Origin of the sequence: Pauljensenia sp. UMB1177, from assembly GCF_030217965.1 — a bacterium.
Taxonomy (GTDB): Bacteria; Actinomycetota; Actinomycetes; order Actinomycetales; family Actinomycetaceae; genus Pauljensenia; species Pauljensenia turicensis_A.
Genome location: NZ_JASOOV010000006.1, coordinates 51,984 through 70,155, shown reverse-complemented (window position 1 = coordinate 70,155; position 18,172 = coordinate 51,984). Strand labels below are relative to the sequence as shown.

The following is an 18,172-nucleotide window of genomic DNA, read 5'->3' as shown; positions in this document are numbered from 1 at the left end:
CGGTTCGTGCGTCATACCGGACAGAACACATTCTGATGACACCTGTCAGAAAAGCGCTGTGAACCACCCGTTAAACTCGGACTATGCGCCACAGTGATGCTCCGGCCCTCGTACTTGCCAACCTTGGAACTCCGAAAACTCCGACGACTGCGGATGTCCGCACGTATTTGCGTGAGTTCCTCAGTGATCCGCGAGTCATTGAAATGCCGAAAGCTGTCTGGCGCCCGATCCTTGAGGGAGTGATCCTGCGCGTTCGACCAGCCCAATCCGCCGCGAAATATCGGACCGTGTGGCTGGATGAAGGATCCCCGCTACTGCACTACACGACACGTCAGGCGGAACTTCTGAGCGAACAGCTTGGAATGAAAGTCGTGCCCGCAATGCGCTACGGCCAGCCAAGCCTCGGAAGCGTCCTTGATGATCTGATGACGCAGGGCTATCGAAAGATCGCGATCCTGTCGGCCTACCCGCAGTATTCGGCGACCACGATTGCGTCCGTGAATGACGCGGCCGCCAAGTGGCTACTGTCGAGGCGCGAGCACCCTGAAATCCGGCTATCCCGTTCGTTTCCGACTGCGTCCACCTATATTGACGCGCTTGAAAGTCCAATCCGTGAGTCGTGGGAGCTCAACGGCACTCCGGACTTTGCCGGTGGTGACCGTCTGATCCTCTCGTTCCATTCAATTCCGGTTGCCATGTCGAAGAAGGGTGATCCCTACATTGACGAATGCAAGGAAACGGCTGCGCTTCTGCGTGAGCGACTGGGACTGAATGAAGAGTCCTGCATCGCTACTTTCCAGTCTGTTTTCGGTCCTGCCGAGTGGAATGGTCCGGCGACGATCGACACGGTTGGTGAACTCGGCAAGCAGGGGACGAGGCGCGTCGATATCATCTGCCCCGGCTTCGTTGCCGACTGTCTGGAGACCCTTGAAGAGATTGACCAGCTGAACCGTACAGCATTCACTGATGCGGGCGGATCAGAGTTCCACTACATTCCATGGGCCAATGAAGCGCAGCCTGCAATTGACGCATTGGCTGAGCAGGCGCGAAACCTGCTTGCCGGCTGGGGTGATTGAGGCCAAGCTGCGGCGTGCCGCAATTCCTGTTAGCCGTGGGGTGTACCACGTGGAAATGGGGCATATTCATGGCCGAGAACTGGACGTTAGCGTCATTCTTGGCGGGAGTCGGAGGGATCGACCTCGGATTCGAAGAAACCGGCAAAGTAAAGACGATTTACGCCAATGAGTTCGATCCATATGCCGTTGAAACGTACGAACAGAACTTTGACCTCAAAGTAGGTGGGCGCGATATTCACGAGGTTCTGCCCGAAGAAGTACCCGATGCCGATATCTTCGTCGGTGGTTTCCCCTGTCAGGCTTTTTCAGTGGCGGGATATCGTCAAATATGGGCGAAGGAGGACACAACGTTCAAACTGGGGGCATGCGCCCAATTTCTGAGCTTGTCTCAGTGCTCAGCCAAGCCTGAGGCGATTGTAGTCAGCAACGCTCCAAGGCAATTGCAACCTCGGCGTGGCTTGATTGCTCCAGATGGATGTCAAATGGCCATTTTTGCCGATTTTTCGGTATCGCTCGTTCTCGGAAACAGGGTGATGTGGTTGTTCCTACTATATATAAGCGGACGCACAGATTTTCCAATCGTCTCTACTCATCGCTCTGAGGGAATATGTCCGAAAACCTGTTATTTCCCATCCACTCAACTCTACTGCTGCCGGAAGCGATACTTGCCTTTTCCGTGTCCGGTCACCGGCTCAGTGACTCCATGTTCCACCATTTCTTTCAGAAGATCAGAGGCTCTGGATGCTTTAAGATCAATCGCCTTCATGACATCTGACCGCCCAAAGATCGTCTGCCCCGGAAATGCTTCACGCAGCTTCAAAATATGGCTTGCCGTTTTCGGTTGAAAAACAGCTTCAATGTCCGATTTTAGATCGTCAATGTCTGGTTTTGCAGTTTCAATGTCCGGTTTTTCTGTTTCCTTAAAGGTGCCGCTGATGTGCAATGTCCGATTATGCAGCGGATGGTTCTCGTTCAACAGGAGATTGCGAAGGAACGCCTCAAGGAACTCCATCGTTTCGTGAATGCCGTTTTTCAGGTCATTGTAATTTTCCCTGACCAGTGAATTCCGAAAATACCAAGCGTTCTCAGCAAAAATATCGTTTGTCACATCAAAGCCCAACGTGCGCAGATACTTGATAAAGAATACCGCCGTCGTTCTGGTGTTGCCCTCACCGAAAACATGGATCTGCCACAGTCTGGAAACAAAAAGTGCAAGGTGGTGGATGATCTCATCCATCGAGAGATTCTTATAAGAGAACTTCTTCTCTTCCGAGAAATCATAATCCAATGTCGCCCGCAGCTCTGTAGCGCTGCCATAGAGGGGCTCTTCGTACTTGAGCGTGGGTCATAGGTTGAGTCCTCCGCCGACGAGGAGCATGCGGAGGCGGTAGTTTTCGGGGTTGCGGAAGCCGAAAAGTGCCTGAAATCAAGGGCTTTCGAGCCTATTTTCCTTCGACCCTTGACATCAATACTGCCGTCTCCACATGATCCGTGTGCGGGAACATGTCGAATACACGCGCTTCGAGGCCCCGATAGTTCGGCATTTCTGTCAAGTCGCGTGCGAGCGATTTCGGGTTGCACGACGAGTAGATGACTCGCGGGATTCCAGATTCGCTAATCCACGAGGCCAATTCTGAGCCGATCCCTCGACGTGGCGGGTTAATAACCAGCACGTCCGGTCGGCTTTCTTCGGGCTGGCGAGCAGCCCAAGCCGTCGCGTCCTTAGCGATGAACTGCGCGTCCGCGCGCCCCAGCTTCAACTGGCGAGCACCTTGAATTGCCGAAGCTATCGCCTGATCCGATACTTCCACGCCCGTTACGGGAGTAATGCCGGCCGCTGCCAAGTGAAGAGCGAAACCTCCGACCCCGCAGTAAAGATCCCAGGCTGAGCGAGGGTGGTCGGCCTCGTTATCCGAAACTGCCCATTCGGTGACCTGGCGGTACAACTTTCCGGCCACCTCCGTATTCGTCTGCGTGAATGAACGAGGCCCGAGCGCCAGCTGAACATCACCGACCGCCATCTTCAGTGTGCGACGCGTGGTCAGAATGATCTCGTCGGGACCTTCGACGATCGCTTCGTGTGTGGGGTGAATGTTTGCGGTGACGACCTCAATATGGGGCGCCAAGTCAAACAAGTAGGGGAGTGCCTTGCGAATATCTGAGACGCGGTCGCGTGTGCGAAGCACGAAGCGACACATCAGAGCATTATCCACGCCGACGGTGAGTAGCACATACTTCAACTCGCCGCTCTTTGTGGGCACGTCATACGGCGTCAGGTTCAGCTGGCGAATAAAGCGCTTCAACCCCGGCGTCGCACGGTTAATTGCAGGATGCTGAATCGGACAATCCGGCAGGTCAACACCCCTGCGATCGCGTCCCAAAATGCCAAGAGTCGGCCGGCGCCTCGTGCCACCGACGACCAACTTTGCGTTCGTGCGAAAGCCGGTCGGCGACGAGGCAACAGGGGGAAGCCATGCGATATCGGTGGCTCCAGCAACGTCGGCTAACTGGTCGCGAACACGCGTTGTCTTCGTGGCAAGCTGGTCGCCGTAAGGAACCTCAATATTCGTGCACGAGTGGCAACGACCTGCATTCCAGTGCTGACAGAGAATGTCGCTTATGGAACGCGGGGAAAGCCTGAGCTGGATCGAAGACACAAGGTCCGCCTATTCGCTGTAAGAGGGAGGGTCGGATACGTCTCAGTATTCTCTCACTCCTTGGCAGGTAAGACGGAAGTGAGTGTTCGCTACCTTAAAGACAACGTCGCAGACTGTCATCTGATCGGTGATCGCGTTGGGGAAGTCGCCCGGAGTGGCTTGCTTTCGTGGTGATGTAACGCCGGTTGAGACCAAGAGCCTCGTAGTCAGCCTCTTCCATGATTCCAGTGGGGTTATCGTCGACGGGATCGTTGAAAACACCGGTAAGCGCTCGGTAATGTGTGAAGTCAAATACTGTCTTGACCTGCATAAACGTGTGAACATTGAGTTTTGGTGACTCAACTTTTCGTTTTCCTCTTGCGTGATGAAGTTCGGGTGTATAAAGTTGAGCCTGTCGGACTCAAGTAGGCGCCTCGCGCATACGGCAGTCCAAGAAATCTTCACATGCAGTCACCGGCGAAGCTGGGTGGCTGAACGAAAGGAACACATACATGGCACGTGCAGTAGGCATTGACCTCGGTACCACCAACTCCGCAATCGCTGTCCTCGAAGGCGGCGAACCCACAATCATCGCGAACGCAGAAGGCATGCGCACCACGCCTTCCGTTGTCGCATTCTCCAAGTCTGGCGAGGTCCTCGTCGGTGAAATCGCAAAGCGTCAGGCTGTGACCAACGTTGACCGTACGATCTCCTCGGTCAAGCGTCACATGGGCACCGACTGGAGCATCGAAATTGACGATAAGAAGTACACCGCTCAGGAAATCTCCGCGCGCATCCTCTCCAAGCTGAAGGCTGACGCGGAAGCATTCCTCGGCGAACCCGTCACCGATGCCGTCATCACTGTCCCCGCCTACTTCAACGACGCTGAGCGTCAGGCAACGAAGGACGCAGGCCAGATCGCAGGCCTCAACGTCCAGCGCATCGTTAACGAGCCCACCGCAGCGGCGCTTGCATACGGCCTCGAAAAGGGCAAGGAAGATGAACTCATCCTGGTTTTCGACCTCGGTGGTGGAACCTTTGACGTCTCCCTGCTCGAAATTGGCAAGGATGACGACGGTTTCTCGACCATTCAGGTTCGCGCAACCTCCGGCGACAACCGCCTCGGTGGCGACGACTGGGATCAGCGCATCGTCAACTGGCTGATTGATCAGGTCAAGGCAAAGACTGGCGCGGACCTGTCCAAGGACACCGTCGCGCTGCAGCGTCTGAAGGAAACCGCTGAGCAGGCCAAGAAGGAACTCTCCAGCGCAACCTCGACTAACATCTCCCTGCAGTACCTGTCGATGACCGCAGACGGCCCGATCCACCTGGACGAGTCCCTGACCCGCGCAAAGTTCGAGGAGATGACCTCGGACCTGCTGGATCGCACCAAGAAGCCGTTCCACGACGTCATTGCCGAAGCCGGAATCTCCGTCAACGACATTGACCACGTGGTTCTGGTCGGTGGCTCCACCCGTATGCCTGCCGTTTCCGACGTGGTCAAGCAGCTGACCGGCGGCCGTGAACCGAACAAGGGTGTGAACCCCGATGAGGTTGTCGCCGTTGGCGCGGCCCTCCAGGCCGGCGTCATCCAGGGTGACCGCAAGGACGTCCTGTTGATCGACGTGACCCCGCTGAGCCTCGGTATCGAGACCAAGGGTGGCATCATGACCAAGTTGATCGATCGCAACACCGCGATCCCGACCAAGGCGTCCGAGGTCTTCTCGACCGCCGAAGACGGTCAGCCGTCCGTGCTCATTCAGGTCTACCAGGGTGAGCGTGAGTTCGCCCGGGACAACAAGCTGCTCGGCACCTTCGAGCTGTCCGGTATTGCGCCGGCTCCACGTGGCATCCCGCAGATTGAGGTCACCTTCGACATCGACGCCAACGGTATCGTCCACGTTTCCGCGAAGGACCGTGGCACCGGCAAGGAACAGTCCGTCACCATCACCGGTGGCTCCGCTCTTCCAAAGGAAGACATCGACCGCATGGTGAAGGAAGCTGAAGAGCACGCAGCCGAGGACAAGAAGCGCCGTGAAGACGCCGACACTCGTAACCAGGCTGAGCAGGTCGTTTACTCGATTGAGAAGCTCCTCAAGGACAATGGCGAAACCGTCACCGAGGCGACCCGCACCGCGGTTCAGGCTGACGTTGACGCCGTCAAGGAAGCGCTCAAGGGTGAAGACACCGAGGCCGTGAAGTCAGCTCTCGAGAAGCTCAACGCTTCCGCGATGAAGATCGGCGAAGAGGTCTATGCCTCCCAGCAGGCGGCTGAAGCAGCAGGCACCGAGACTCCGGCTGGCGACGCCCCCGCAGCTGATGAAGACGTCATCGATGCTGAAATCGTGGATGAGGACGACACCAAGTGAGCGAAACTGAGAACCAGGGCTTCCAGTCCGGTCCCCAGGATCACAGCGATGCCAAGGCCAACGACCAGGCATCGCAGGCGCAGGTCGCACCGAGCTCGGACGAACAGTTCGCAGCCGGCGCGGCCGCGTCCGCATCAACCGGGGAAACTGCAGGAGAAGCCACCGCGCAGTTAGCTGACGAGGCACTGACTGACATGAGCGCCTTCGAGGAACAAGTTGAAGACTCGGACCTCGCAAACGCACTCGAGAAAATCGCTGACCTCGAAGACCAGCTGGCACGTGCGCACGCTGACCTGTACAACCTGAATCAGGAGTACTCGAACTATGTGCGCAGGGCGAAGGAAGCTGCTTCAGGCCACCGTGAATCCGGCCAGAGCGAAGTCATTGAAGCGCTCATCAGCGTTCTCGATGACATCGATGCGGCCCGCGCTCACGGGGAGCTCGAAGATGGCCCCTTTGCTGCGATTGCAACGAAGCTGGAAAGCGTTCTGGCCTCGCGCTTCAACCTGGAACGCTACGGCGCTGTAGGTGAAGAATTCGATCCCACTCAGCATGAGGCCCTGCTTGCCAACGTGAACCCAGAGGTTCAGGTAGCAACCATCGCCCAGATCCTCCAGCCCGGCTATCGTCGCGATGAAAAGATTCTACGTGCTGCGAAGGTCATGGTGGACAACCCTGAATAAACCACATACCCGTATCCGCCCAAACTCAAAGAATGATGGAGGTGAGTGAAAGTGAGCGGACAAGATTGGCTTGAAAAAGACTTCTATAAGACGCTGGGCGTAGCAAAAGATGCCGACCAAACAGCGATTAAGAAGGCCTACCGCAAGCTTGCTCGCCAGTATCACCCCGACCAGAATCCGGGTGATGAAAAGGCGGAAACCAAGTTCAAGGAAATCGGCGAAGCCTACGCGGTGCTGTCTGACGAGGAACAGCGTAAGCAATACGACGCGATCCGTGCCATGGGTGGAGGAGCTCGCTTCTCCGCCGGTGGCCCGGGTAGTGCCGGCTTCACAGATGCGTTCTCGTCGATGTTCGGTGGTCAAGGCACTAGCTTCAACTTCTCAACTTCCGGTTCGGGAGTCAATATCGAGGATCTCTTCGGAATGTTCGGTGGAGCGGCCGGTGGCTTCAACGCCGGCGGCCCTCAGCCGAACTACGGGGCTGGTACCCGCTTTGGTCACACCCCGCCACGTCCCAGGAAAGGCGCCGACCGAATCGCGTCGACGTCGATCACTTTCCGTGAGTCGCTCAAGGGAGCAACGCTCACCATGAAAGTCGACGGGAAGAAGAACACCGTTCGTATCCCCGCAGGCATTAAAGAAGGTCAGAAGGTTCGTCTTCGTGGCAAAGGAATGCCCGGGGAAAACGGTGGCCAGTCCGGCGACCTTCAGGTGACGATCCACGTTGAGCCCCATCCGGTATTCACCCGGGATGGCGACAATCTGCGCGTGAGAGTTCCCGTGACGTTCGCCGAAGCGGCCTTGGGTACGAAGATCGACGTTCCACTGATCGATGGGAATACCGTGACTGTGAAGGTGCCTGCTGGAACTCAATCAGGCGCGGTTCTACGCGTGCGCAAACGCGGTGTTGAAACCGCGAAGCACACGGGTGACCTGCTGATCGAGATCATGGTTGCCGTTCCAGACCACCTGACCAAGGAACAGAAAGATGCCGTGAAGGCACTTGCTGACTCTTTTGATCACCAGGACGTGCGAGCCACCCTGATGGAGAAGGCGAAGGAGTGACCGATGGTCAGGCGGCGTTCTTCCGATTCTGATGACGCACTGACGTTCGTTATTTCAGTGGCGGCTGAGCTTGCAGGCATGCACCCGCAGACTCTTCGTCAATACGATCGCCTCGGTTTGGTGACGCCCGCGCGCACAAAGGGCAGAGGACGTCGCTACTCGCAACGCGACGTTCAACGTCTGCGCGAGGTACAGAGGATGAGCCAGGATGAAGGCATCAATCTTGCTGGAATCCAGCGGATCCTTGAACTTGAACGCCGAGTGGAAAGCCTCGAAGCTGAGCGCGTCGCGCTGTGCCAGCGGATCGAAGAACTTGAAGCTCGTCAAGATCGAGTCTTCGCCGCGTCCGCAAACGGCGTGGTGTCGCCGATGCGTCGCGGTGAGCGCCCGTGGGTTAATCCTTCTGCCCGCGATGGGCAAGGGAGGGAAATCTCTATCTGGCGTCCAATCCGTACTGCAAGCCCGTACCCGGAACGCACAATCCGGGCTGTTATCGAAGCAGGACCTTCGGGTGTCAGGGTGATCGACGGGACGATTTCCGTCGTCGACTAATCGCCATAACCTCTGCATCTTCGGGGCGAGCGTTGACAATAGTCACGCTCGCCCCGAAGTGTATTTGCGCAGATAGTTCTACACTCGCGTTAGGGTTACCCCATGAGTTCTCACGATTCGTCGGCGCACCGACTGCCGATGCGCGCCCAACTTGCACTCGGTGCGGGCACACTTGCCCGCACGGCCTCGCGAATTCTGGGACGAGGATCAGGCGGAATGATCGGCGGTGAAGTCGCCAGCCGTATCTACCCGAATATTCTGTCGGAACTTGCAGTCCCGATGGACTCCGTGATCGTGTCAGGGACGAACGGCAAGTCAACGACCAACCGATTCGTTCGCGCGGCCCTTGAAACAGCAGGTCAGGTTGCCTCGAACGTGAATGGCGACAACATGGGCTCGGGTATTATCACCGCGCTGATGAGCACGCCGACCGCGCCACACGCGGCCCTCGAAGTTGATGAGATGCACGTGCCCGCCGTTGCAGCGCACGTTTCGCCCAAAGTTTTTGTCTTCCTCAATCTGTCTCGCGATCAGCTGGATCGCGTCGGTGAAATTGGTTCGGTTGAACGCCGTCTGCGTCAGGCAGTTGAAGAAAACCCTGATTCCCTTGTTGTTGCGAACTGTGATGATCCGCTGATCGTGTCGGCAGCCTGCGAAGCGCGAAACGTTGTCTGGGTTGCCGCGGGCGCCGGATGGGGAGACGACTCCGTGGCCTATCCGCGCGGTGGCAGGGTTGTTCGTGACTCCGATTCGTGGCATCTCATTGAAGCTTTCCTCGGCGAAGAACTCCCCGAACTTCGCCAGCGTCCCACGCCAGACTGGACAATCGGCAACATCGATTTGATGCCGGAAGGAGCAAGCGGGCCCTCGGCAATTCTGTACGGACCAAACGACGTTCGCGTTCCTTTGCACCTGCAGCTCCCGGGGCGCGCAAACCTTGGCAACGCTGCCCAGGCGGTAGCGGCCGCGGTCGCGTTGGGGATTGATCCGCAGGTGGCCGCCAACGCGATCGGTCAAGTGCGTCAGGTTGCCGGACGGTATTCCATTCATGACGTTGATGGGCGTCGCGCTCGCATCATGTTGGCGAAGAATCCGGCAGGCTGGCAAGAAGCGATGACGATGGTTGACCCGCGTGTCAAACAGGTCGTGATTGCAGTCAACGGCCAGGTTCCGGACGGGCAGGATCTCTCGTGGCTCTGGGATGTCGACTTCTCCGTGTTGTCCGCGTCCGACGATCGTCGCATTGTCGCGTGCGGTGAACGAGGCGCCGACTTGGCCGTCCGCCTTGAATACGCGGGAATTCACTGCGATCTTGCGCCACTACCCATGGACGCCTTGAAGCTCCTTGAGCCCGGCAAGGTTGAAATGTTGCTGAACTACACGGCTCTTCGAGACTTTAAAGTAATCCTTGATGCTCGCCAGAAATCAGCAACTGGACGATAGGAGGGTGGACGATGAGTGAATCAACCCTGCGAATCGGGGTCTTGTTTCCCGACGTGCTGGGCACCTACGGAGATACGGGCAATGCTCTGATTCTGGCAGAGCGCGCCCGCCGTCGAGGTATCGATGCGGAACTAGTGACAGTGTCTTTGAACGAAGACATCCCAGCAGAACTGGATCTTTACACTCTCGGCGGTGGCGAAGACACTGCGCAGTCACTGGCGGCTCAGAAATTTCGCGACGACTCGGGCTTGCTTCACGCCTTGGACGCCGGCAAGCCACTTCTTGCCATCTGCGCCTCATTGCAGGTTTTGGGGCACTGGTATCGCGATGCGCGCGACGAGCGAGTCGAAGGCCTCGGCGTTCTTGATGTCACCACGGATCCGCAGGGGCATCGTGCAATTGGCGAGCTTGTCTGTGAACCCCTTCTTGAAGGACTGACCCAGCCAATGAGCGGTTTTGAAAACCACGGTGGTGGGACGGTTCTTGGGCCCAACGCGCGTCCGCTTGGTCGCGTCATTGCGGGCGTTGGCAACGGAACTCCCGAAGGGATGACACCGGAGCCTATTGCCTACGATGGTGTCGTTCAAGGATCCGTTATTGCTACCTATATGCATGGACCCGTTTTAGCTCGAAATCCTGAGCTTGCCGACTTGCTTCTTACTCGCGCTACAGGGCTTGAACTGGCGCCACTTGATGTTCCAGGCGTCGAAGCTCTGCGCGCTGAACGTTTGGATTTTGCGTGCCGCTGATCAGCGTGCTTTGCGCTGTTGTCTACGGAAAATCAGGGTTTGATCGGGGTTGCTCCCCAAAGACAGGGCGCTTCTTCACCGATACGATGGATAAGAATTGACTATCGATCTGGAGGATTGATGACCCCTGAAATGAACACCGATCCGACTGGTAGCCAGCCGAATGGTGGTTTCGCGACCGGTTTCAACGGACAAGCCCCTCAGGCTTCATCCCAAACACCGTGGCCTCAGTACGGCGAGGTCTCCGGTTCATCGAATCCAACCTACGGTTCTTACGCGGGTGGGACGTTCAATGATGGTGGCGCGGGCTACCCGCAGGGTGCGCAAGCGCAGTGGAATTCTGATGCACCTCAGTACCCGGGTCAGCCGATGAATCAGCCGATGGGACAGCCCTATGGCGGCCAACAGGCTGGTGGCCCCAACGTTGCTGGAATGCCGATGCCGGGTGTGCCTCAGAAGCTTCCTAGCCGTGCCGGTTCGATCATCATGATGGTCGTTGGCTTGCTGATGATGTTTATCGTTGCCCCGATTTCCCTGTTGGTGGGCGCTCTGGCTGGTCTCGATCTTGACGGTGTTATTGCTGGAACGAATGAGATCCGCTCTGGCGACACAATCACCATCGGTGACGGCGGATCGCTGATGGTGACGGCCTCACGTTCGGATCCTTCGGCTTACGCGGGCACCCTCTACTCGTGTAAGGTCACCTCGGTTGAAACGGACACCGAATATAAGATGACGACGAGTGCGACGGACACTTTCTACATTGATGGTCTGGCGCCCGGAAATTACGTCGTTGAATGTGAGGGTGAAACCACTAGATTGATGGCAATTTCTGGTGTTACCGCCGACGATTTGGTGGGGGCTGGAATGTCGGGAGTTGCTTGGGCGACGGGAATCGGAATTCTTGGTCTGATCCTACTGATTGCCGGCATCATCTGGCTGGTGGTGACGAATCGTAAGCGTTCGCAAATCCGCGCCACTCAGATAGGTTCGCCGTATCAGTGGCAGTGATGTCCTGACAGTTTCTTTCGCGTGAGGGCGAGGCTGGTAGTGATACCGCCTCGCCCTCACGTCCACCCTGGGTGTTTTCCTCGGCGTCGACGAGGTTCTTCTTGGTTCGCTTCTTCCAGAGTGACAGGGAAGATCCTCTTCACTGAAAAACTGCGAGGGCGTTCGTGTTTCTTTTCCGGGACTGTCAGTCGCCGAGCGTTTGGAAGAGGGATGCCCACGAGGGTGCATGGCGCTGTTTGGGCTTTAAATGAAGAAGACGCCAGCATTCATATCAAGATTCTGACATGGACCATGTACACACCAGATTGACGCTAAATGCAAAATGATTTCTACATGGTCTCTTCTAGACTGGGAACAATGGTGGGTCGGCAACGATGCCATGGCACGTGATTGCCTGGGATGACTGCTCATCCCTGAATGGAGAACGGTTCAGCGCAGGTATCGACATCGTGAAACAATGCGTTTCTTAGCGTTATTGGTAGAGATAAACGGTAATTTCGTTAAAAAGGGGAAGGAAAGCATGGGTTACATCGAGTCAAACAGCGCAGATCGATTGAAGATTCCTACCCCGGTAACTCAAGACCGCCTGAAGGATCTTTTCAATCAACGTAGCTGGACGTGGTTCGTTGATAATGAAGGCGATTTGGGTGGTCGCTGGAATGGCTACACCTTTTATTTTTTGTTGACTGGAACGAAGCAAGAGATTCTCCATATCCTGGGTGGCTGGGGTAACCCCATCAATCCGGACCGTCTACCAGAGGCACGTGCTTTTATTGCTGACTGGCATAGGAAGCACCTCTGGCCGAAAGTCTGCTCGACCCTTAACGATCAGGGAGTCGTCAATATTCGAGTAGAGAACACTGTTGACTGGGAGTCTGGAGCAACGGACGAACAGCTCTACCAGCAGATCGATTGTGCGCTTGGCACGGGGATGCAATTCTTTGAAGCACTGAACGAGGAGCTGTCGTTATGAGCGGAATCTTTGATCGAATTAGGAAGATCTTGAATGCCCAAGTAGCAGATGAAGTGCAAAAGGATGCTTCTGCCAAAGACGGCCTCGTCCTAGATGTAGACGCAGACCTGCAAGAACTCCAGTCCCTTCAGGTTCCCAGTGAAGATGACAACGGGGAAGACCAAGGTAGGGGAGCTTCTTCGGCAGATGATGTGCAGGATCGTTCGGACCAGCCCGATCAGCTGGATCTGACTCGTCCAGTCACCCTTGAACGTGTCGGGTTCTTTTTTGACTCACAGGGTTGGAATTGGGAGATCGACGACGAGGGTGACTTTGTGACAGGTTTCGATTCGAATCAGTACGTGTTCCGGATCACCGGCAAGAAGAATGAAATCTTCACAATTATTGCCTTTCGAAGCACCCCCGTTGATGCTCAGCTGAGGTCAGAAGTCGAGCTACTGATTGAAGATTGGCATGCGACTCACCTGTGGCCGATGGCTTCGTTTACTGAAAAGAACGGAGAGATTCGAATTCTGGCAGAAGTGAACTTGGACTGTGAGTGGGGGCTTTCTGACGCGCAGCTTGTTACTCAGTGCAAATGCGGAATCGGCACAATTTCCGCCTTCTTTGAGGAAGTAGATCAGAAATTTGGCCCAGCTCCATCGGAATCTGACATGAACGGCGACTACAGCGAATAGTGCGCTGTTCGCGACACTAGCGTAGGAACTCTGCCGATCATGTGGCAGACACAGTCATTTATTAAAGGGGGGATGTGATGGACACTCCGCTCACATCGCGGGCTACAGCTTATCCCCTGCTGAATGAGCGCGGTGAAACGACGCGTTCTCACATCCTCGACGCTGTCCGAGCTGAGATTGTTGAGCGTGGGGCTACAGCGATGACGGTTTCTTCAATCTCGAAGCGAGCGAACCTCACGCGCTCCCTGTTCTACCACTACTTTGCGACCAAAGATGAAGCCGCCTCGGCGGTCCTCGACAGTGTGATTGATGACTTTCTCGCTCAGGTTCGTCAGTGGAACGAGGGGCGAGAACTCGGAAACGTTGATAAAGCTCTTGATGACGCAGTGCATCTTATGTGTTCGATCATCGATCAAGACAGTCCATTCAGCATGAGCTTGGCGGGGACTGGGAACGGGCAACTGTATCTGCAGTTCATTGACCGCGCGGCCGACCGTATCGCGCACTTCATTGTGGATAACACCGTAGAAGATTTCCGCCGACACCATGAGATCAAAATTGGTGACCTTTACGAGACCTTCTACATGCTTATCGTCGGTCTGATCTCCCTGATGAGAACGCGCCCGGATATCAGCGAAGCGGCGGTTAAACGAATCGTCGCCCACACCCTCCAGATTGACGATCTCGTTCAACTCGATTGATGAAGGATTTCTTCATTGAGGGAATGCGCGGAGCTCAAACAGTGATTGACAGGGTGTAAATGTTGGCCCTAGACTGTGTGAGTCAGTTCATATCTGTAGTGGCGCGCGCTTTGAATCTGGATCTTGACCCCGAAGGGTGGACCTTCATTTCTTGAGTCCGTGTCACGACTCAGCGTCCTGTGAGTGCAAGGAAGGCAAGAACAATGTTGTTCGAGGTCTACGGCGAACATGCCGCATATCAGTGGATTGGATGGGTGCTAGTTTTCGCTGCGCTCATCGGAGCGAATGAGATCGCGCGTCGTACAAAGGCGGGAGGCATCTTCTGTTTCCTTGTACTGCCGGCTATTTTGACGGTCTATTTCATTGCGATCTACGTAGGTGCTGGACAGGGTGCCGAGTGGGCGCTCAATAACCCGACCTACGTGCACATGAATAGCTGGTTCCACTATGCGAAGCTCTATGCGGCAACTGCTGGCTGTATTGGCTTCATGATGCTGAAGTATGGCTGGGGAAAAATCGGTCGTTCACATGCATTCAAGTGCTTCCCGTTCGTTATTGTTGCGATCAACATTCTGATTGCCGTTGTCTCTGATTTTGAGTCGGCGTTCCGCGCATTCGGCACGACCTGGGTTTCCTCCGAAGGTGTCACGCTGATGGGCGGTTGGCACAATGTCTTCAATGGCATCGCGGGTCTGATCAATATCTTCCTGATGACCGGCTGGTTTGGTATCTACGCTTCTCGAAAGAAGCAGGACATGCTCTGGCCAGACATGACGTGGGTGTTCATTGTCGCCTACGACCTCTGGAACTTCTGCTACACCTACAACTGTTTGCCGACTCACGCCTGGTACTGCGGTGTTGCCCTGCTTCTTGCACCGACGGTTGCCAACGCCTTCTGGAATAAGGGTGGTTGGATCCAGAATCGTGCAAATACGTTGGCTCTCTGGTGTATGTTCGCGCAGGTTGTTCCCGCGTTCCAGGACTACTCGAATTTCTCGGTTCAGTCCGTGAATAATCCGAATGTAAACCTGTTTGTTTCGATTCTCGCTCTGGCTGCCAACATTCTGGCTCTCGGCTACGTGATCTACCGTTCGCGCAAGCTTGGCCGTAACCCGTACACGAATGAAATCTTCGTGGGGACGAAGGATTTCGAGGCTGCAATGGCGCGCCGTGAGGATGTGGCTACCGCCTGATCCAGTTTGTATGGACGAGGCCCCGCCCGGCATGTGTCGGGCGGGGTTTTCGCTTGTCAGATCACCTTTGTCAGCTAAGGGTGAGTAGCTGGCCTCGTGAATGGGGAAGCGGAAGGGGTGGAAGTTGAGTTTTCGGCGAGAAAAATAAAGTTGAGTGGAATAGACTCAACTTTGGAGCGTTGATATATGCAGACGCACGTGGGATCGCCACGTGCCCATATCTCGACGCAATGCGTCACTGGAGGAAATATGACCAACGAATTCACGACGAAAGCGCAGGAAGCTATTGGCTCTGCGCTCGAGTCAGCCAGGGCAGCTGGCAACCCGGGAGTTACGCCCCTGCATCTTTTGAATGCTCTGCTGACTCAGAACGAAGGAATTGCGACGGCGCTTCTCGATGCTGTCGGTGCCGACCGTAAGACGATCGGCGCGAGAGCGCGTAACGCTCTGCTCGCATTGCCAAGTATTCAAGGCTCGACCGCCCAAAACGCTCAGGCAGACCAGGCTCTGATGGGAGTCATCAACGACGCTCAGAAGCGTGCAGAAAAGGCTGGCGACGCTTATGTGTCGACTGAACACCTGATGATTGCGCTTGCCGCGTCAAAGAGTGAGGCCGGCACCATTCTTTCTCACAACGCGGCACCGCCCACCGCTTTGGAGGAAGCTCTGAAGACGCTCCGTCCGAATCCGATTACATCACCTGACCCGGAGGGGAGCTTCGAAGCTCTCAAGAAGTACGGGCGAGACCTGACCGAGGTTGCTCGCGAAGGCAAGCTCGACCCGGTGATCGGTCGTGACGCGGAGATTCGTCGCGTTGTGCAGGTACTGTCGCGTCGTACGAAGAACAACCCTGTCCTCATCGGTGAGCCCGGTGTGGGTAAGACTGCGGTTGTCGAAGGGTTGGCTCAGCGTATTGTCGCGGGCGATGTTCCGGCATCCCTGAAGGATAAGACGCTTATTGCTCTCGACCTGGCATTGATGGTGGCAGGCGCGAAATACCGCGGTGAATTTGAGGAGCGTCTGAAGGCTGTCCTCGAAGAAATCCAGCGCTCTGACGGGCAGGTCATCACCTTTATCGACGAGCTTCACACGGTCGTCGGTGCCGGTGGTGGGTCTGAAGGTGCGATGGATGCTGGCAATATGCTCAAGCCGATGCTTGCGCGTGGCGAACTGCGCATGGTTGGCGCGACCACGCTGGACGAGTATCGCGAGAACATTGAAAAGGACCCGGCTCTGGAACGTCGTTTCCAGCAGGTTTTCGTCGGCGAACCGTCCGTTGAGGATACGGTTGCGATCTTGCGCGGTATTGCGCCGAAGTACGAGGCCCACCATAAGGTGACAATCTCCGATGGTGCGCTCGTTGCGGCGGCAACCTTGTCGGATCGCTACATCACGGGGCGTCAACTGCCGGATAAGGCGATCGACTTGATTGATGAGGCTGCGTCTCGTCTGCGGATGGAACTTGATTCTTCCCCGATCGAGATCGATGAGTTGCGTCGCCAGGTGGATCGTCTGCGAATGGAAGAATCCTATCTGACCGAATCTGATTCGGATAAGACGGATGAAGCGACCCAGATTCGCCTAGAGAAGCTTCGTGCGGACCTCGCTGATAAGCAGGAAGAGCTGACTGCATTAACTGGACGCTGGGAGGCAGAGAAGGCCGGGCATAACAAGGTCGGTGATCTGCGCGTTCAGCTGGATGAACTGCGTACTCAGTTGGAACTTGCTATCCGTGAGAATCGTTGGGAAGAAGCCGGAAGGCTTCAGAACGGTGAAATCCCCGCGGTCGAACGCCAGATTGGCGAAGCCGAGGCGAACGCTGAAGCGGAAGATGAAGCAGCCGGCGAGCCGATGATCGCAGAGAAGGTTGGGCCGGCTGAGATTGCGGAAGTCGTGGAGTCCTGGACGGGTATCCCGACCGGTAAGCTCCTACAGACGGAAACCGAGAAGCTTCTGACCATGGAAGATGCGATCGGGCATCGACTGATTGGTCAGAAGATGGCCGTCGCGGCGGTGTCCGATGCGGTTCGGCGTTCCCGTGCGGGGATTGCGGATCCGAATCGTCCGACCGGTTCGTTCCTGTTCCTCGGTCCGACGGGTGTCGGTAAGACGGAGCTGGCGAAGTCGCTGGCGGAGTTCCTCTTCGATGATGAGCGAGCGATGATTCGCATCGACATGTCGGAGTACTCCGAGAAGCATTCGGTCGCGCGCCTCGTCGGTGCCCCTCCGGGATACGTTGGATACGAGCAGGGTGGTCAGCTGACCGAAGCTGTTCGCCGTCGTCCGTATTCGGTGATCCTTTTGGATGAGGTCGAAAAGGCTGATCCGGAAATCTTCGACATTCTGCTTCAGGTTCTCGACGATGGTCGCTTGACTGACGGTCAGGGCCGCACGGTTGATTTCAGGAATACGATCTTGATTTTGACATCGAACCTTGGCTCGCAGTTCCTATCCGATCAGTCTTTGACGCAAGAGATGAAGACTGATGCGGTGATGGAGACGGTGCGTCATGCATTCAAGCCGGAGTTCTTAAACCGTCTGGATGAGACGGTCATGTTCGACCCGCTGTCGGCGGATGACTTGGCTGGCATTGTTGACCTGATGGTCGGCCAGCTCGCGAAGCGTCTTGAGAGCCGTCGCATCACGCTCGATGTGTCCGAGCCTGCCCGCGGTCTGCTGACCCGGATTGGCTACGACCCGGCTTACGGTGCTCGTCCGCTACGTCGCCTGATCCAGAAGGAAATCGGTGACAAGCTGGCGAAGATGCTTCTAGCCGGCGAGGTTGGCGATGGTTCGACCGTTCGCGTCGATGTTTCCGAAGACTTGGAGACTCTGTCGATGCAGGTAGTCGCAGAAGGTGAAGAGCCGGACATCTTCTCCTGCTGATTGATTCACGAGGCCGTGTGGGGCGCGGGTTTTCAACGCGCGCCCCACACGTGCACTTGTCACCAGAACTCGTGGCCGATAAGGGCGCGTTTAGAATAGGGGGGCACACCGATAACAGCACGGCCCGAACAATCGAGCGAGCGTCACAACGCAGAAGG

Annotated in this window: 16 protein-coding genes and 1 pseudogene; 14 read left to right on the top strand and 3 right to left on the bottom strand. The window is 56.2% G+C overall.

Annotated elements, in window-relative coordinates:
- The first annotated feature begins 83 nt into the window (after positions 1-83).
- Both hemH and dcm read left to right on the top strand, forming a co-directional pair.
- Positions 84-1,076, top strand: a complete 993-nt coding sequence (gene hemH, locus QP442_RS07870) for a ferrochelatase (RefSeq protein ID WP_103632470.1) — start codon at positions 84-86, stop codon at positions 1,074-1,076.
- A gap of 68 nt (positions 1,077-1,144) precedes the next feature.
- Positions 1,145-1,501 (top strand): annotated as a pseudogene (gene dcm / locus QP442_RS08660) (DNA (cytosine-5-)-methyltransferase); the annotation flags it as partial.
- A 218-nt stretch (positions 1,502-1,719) separates the two neighbouring features.
- On the opposite strand, the gene QP442_RS07860 reads toward dcm, so the two are convergent.
- The 3 genes from QP442_RS07860 to QP442_RS07850 form a co-directional block, all read right to left on the bottom strand.
- Complete coding sequence (locus QP442_RS07860; protein ID WP_285069758.1) at positions 1,720-2,364, bottom strand: Fic family protein; 645 nt, start codon at positions 2,362-2,364, stop codon at positions 1,720-1,722.
- A gap of 154 nt (positions 2,365-2,518) precedes the next feature.
- Positions 2,519-3,688 carry a methyltransferase domain-containing protein gene (locus QP442_RS07855; protein WP_103632489.1) on the bottom strand — a complete coding sequence of 390 codons (1,170 nt, stop codon included), beginning with the start codon at positions 3,686-3,688 and terminating at the stop codon, positions 2,519-2,521.
- A 139-nt stretch (positions 3,689-3,827) separates the two neighbouring features.
- Positions 3,828-4,043 (bottom strand): hypothetical protein, encoded by a 216-nt coding sequence (locus tag QP442_RS07850; RefSeq protein WP_285069757.1) that lies wholly within the window; start codon positions 4,041-4,043, stop codon positions 3,828-3,830.
- A gap of 181 nt (positions 4,044-4,224) precedes the next feature.
- Here QP442_RS07850 and dnaK point away from each other — a divergent pair, with 181 nt between their 5' ends.
- The 12 genes from dnaK to clpB all read left to right on the top strand — a co-directional run bounded on the left by dnaK (position 4,225) and on the right by clpB (position 18,014).
- A complete protein-coding gene (dnaK, locus tag QP442_RS07845; RefSeq protein ID WP_285069755.1) occupies positions 4,225-6,081 on the top strand; it encodes a molecular chaperone DnaK in 1,857 nt (618 codons plus the stop codon).
- On the top strand, positions 6,078-6,764 hold the full coding sequence (locus QP442_RS07840) for a nucleotide exchange factor GrpE (RefSeq protein ID WP_103632468.1): 687 nt from the start codon (positions 6,078-6,080) through the stop codon (positions 6,762-6,764). The genes dnaK and QP442_RS07840 overlap by 4 nt, the downstream gene beginning before the upstream one ends.
- 51 nt (positions 6,765-6,815) lie before the next feature.
- Positions 6,816-7,829, top strand: coding sequence for a DnaJ C-terminal domain-containing protein (locus tag QP442_RS07835; protein ID WP_006680265.1), 1,014 nt, complete (start codon positions 6,816-6,818; stop codon positions 7,827-7,829).
- Between the two features lie 3 nt (positions 7,830-7,832).
- The gene (locus QP442_RS07830) at positions 7,833-8,381 is read left to right on the top strand and encodes a heat shock protein transcriptional repressor HspR (protein WP_006680264.1); all 549 of its coding nucleotides are present in this window, start codon (positions 7,833-7,835) and stop codon (positions 8,379-8,381) included.
- 102 nt (positions 8,382-8,483) lie between these two features.
- Positions 8,484-9,824 carry a Mur ligase family protein gene (locus tag QP442_RS07825; protein ID WP_006680263.1) on the top strand — a complete coding sequence of 447 codons (1,341 nt, stop codon included), beginning with the start codon at positions 8,484-8,486 and terminating at the stop codon, positions 9,822-9,824.
- 11 nt (positions 9,825-9,835) lie between these two features.
- On the top strand, positions 9,836-10,573 hold the full coding sequence (locus QP442_RS07820; RefSeq protein WP_006680262.1) for a type 1 glutamine amidotransferase: 738 nt from the start codon (positions 9,836-9,838) through the stop codon (positions 10,571-10,573).
- A gap of 120 nt (positions 10,574-10,693) precedes the next feature.
- On the top strand, positions 10,694-11,584 hold the full coding sequence (locus QP442_RS07815; protein WP_006680261.1) for a hypothetical protein: 891 nt from the start codon (positions 10,694-10,696) through the stop codon (positions 11,582-11,584).
- Between the two features lie 520 nt (positions 11,585-12,104).
- The gene (locus QP442_RS07810) at positions 12,105-12,557 is read left to right on the top strand and encodes a YbjN domain-containing protein (RefSeq protein WP_103632488.1); all 453 of its coding nucleotides are present in this window, start codon (positions 12,105-12,107) and stop codon (positions 12,555-12,557) included.
- The gene (locus tag QP442_RS07805) at positions 12,554-13,234 is read left to right on the top strand and encodes a YbjN domain-containing protein (protein WP_006680259.1); all 681 of its coding nucleotides are present in this window, start codon (positions 12,554-12,556) and stop codon (positions 13,232-13,234) included. The genes QP442_RS07810 and QP442_RS07805 overlap by 4 nt, the downstream gene beginning before the upstream one ends.
- Before the next feature lie 77 nt (positions 13,235-13,311).
- Positions 13,312-13,935: a TetR/AcrR family transcriptional regulator gene (locus QP442_RS07800; RefSeq protein ID WP_006680258.1), complete on the top strand. Its 624-nt coding sequence runs from the start codon at positions 13,312-13,314 to the stop codon at positions 13,933-13,935.
- A gap of 203 nt (positions 13,936-14,138) precedes the next feature.
- Entirely contained in the window at positions 14,139-15,128 is a 990-nt protein-coding gene (locus QP442_RS07795; protein WP_006680257.1) for a DUF5692 family protein, read from the top strand.
- Positions 15,129-15,377: 249 nt separating this feature from the next.
- Positions 15,378-18,014 carry an ATP-dependent chaperone ClpB gene (gene clpB, locus QP442_RS07790; RefSeq protein WP_006680256.1) on the top strand — a complete coding sequence of 879 codons (2,637 nt, stop codon included), beginning with the start codon at positions 15,378-15,380 and terminating at the stop codon, positions 18,012-18,014.
- Positions 18,015-18,172 lie beyond the last annotated feature (158 nt).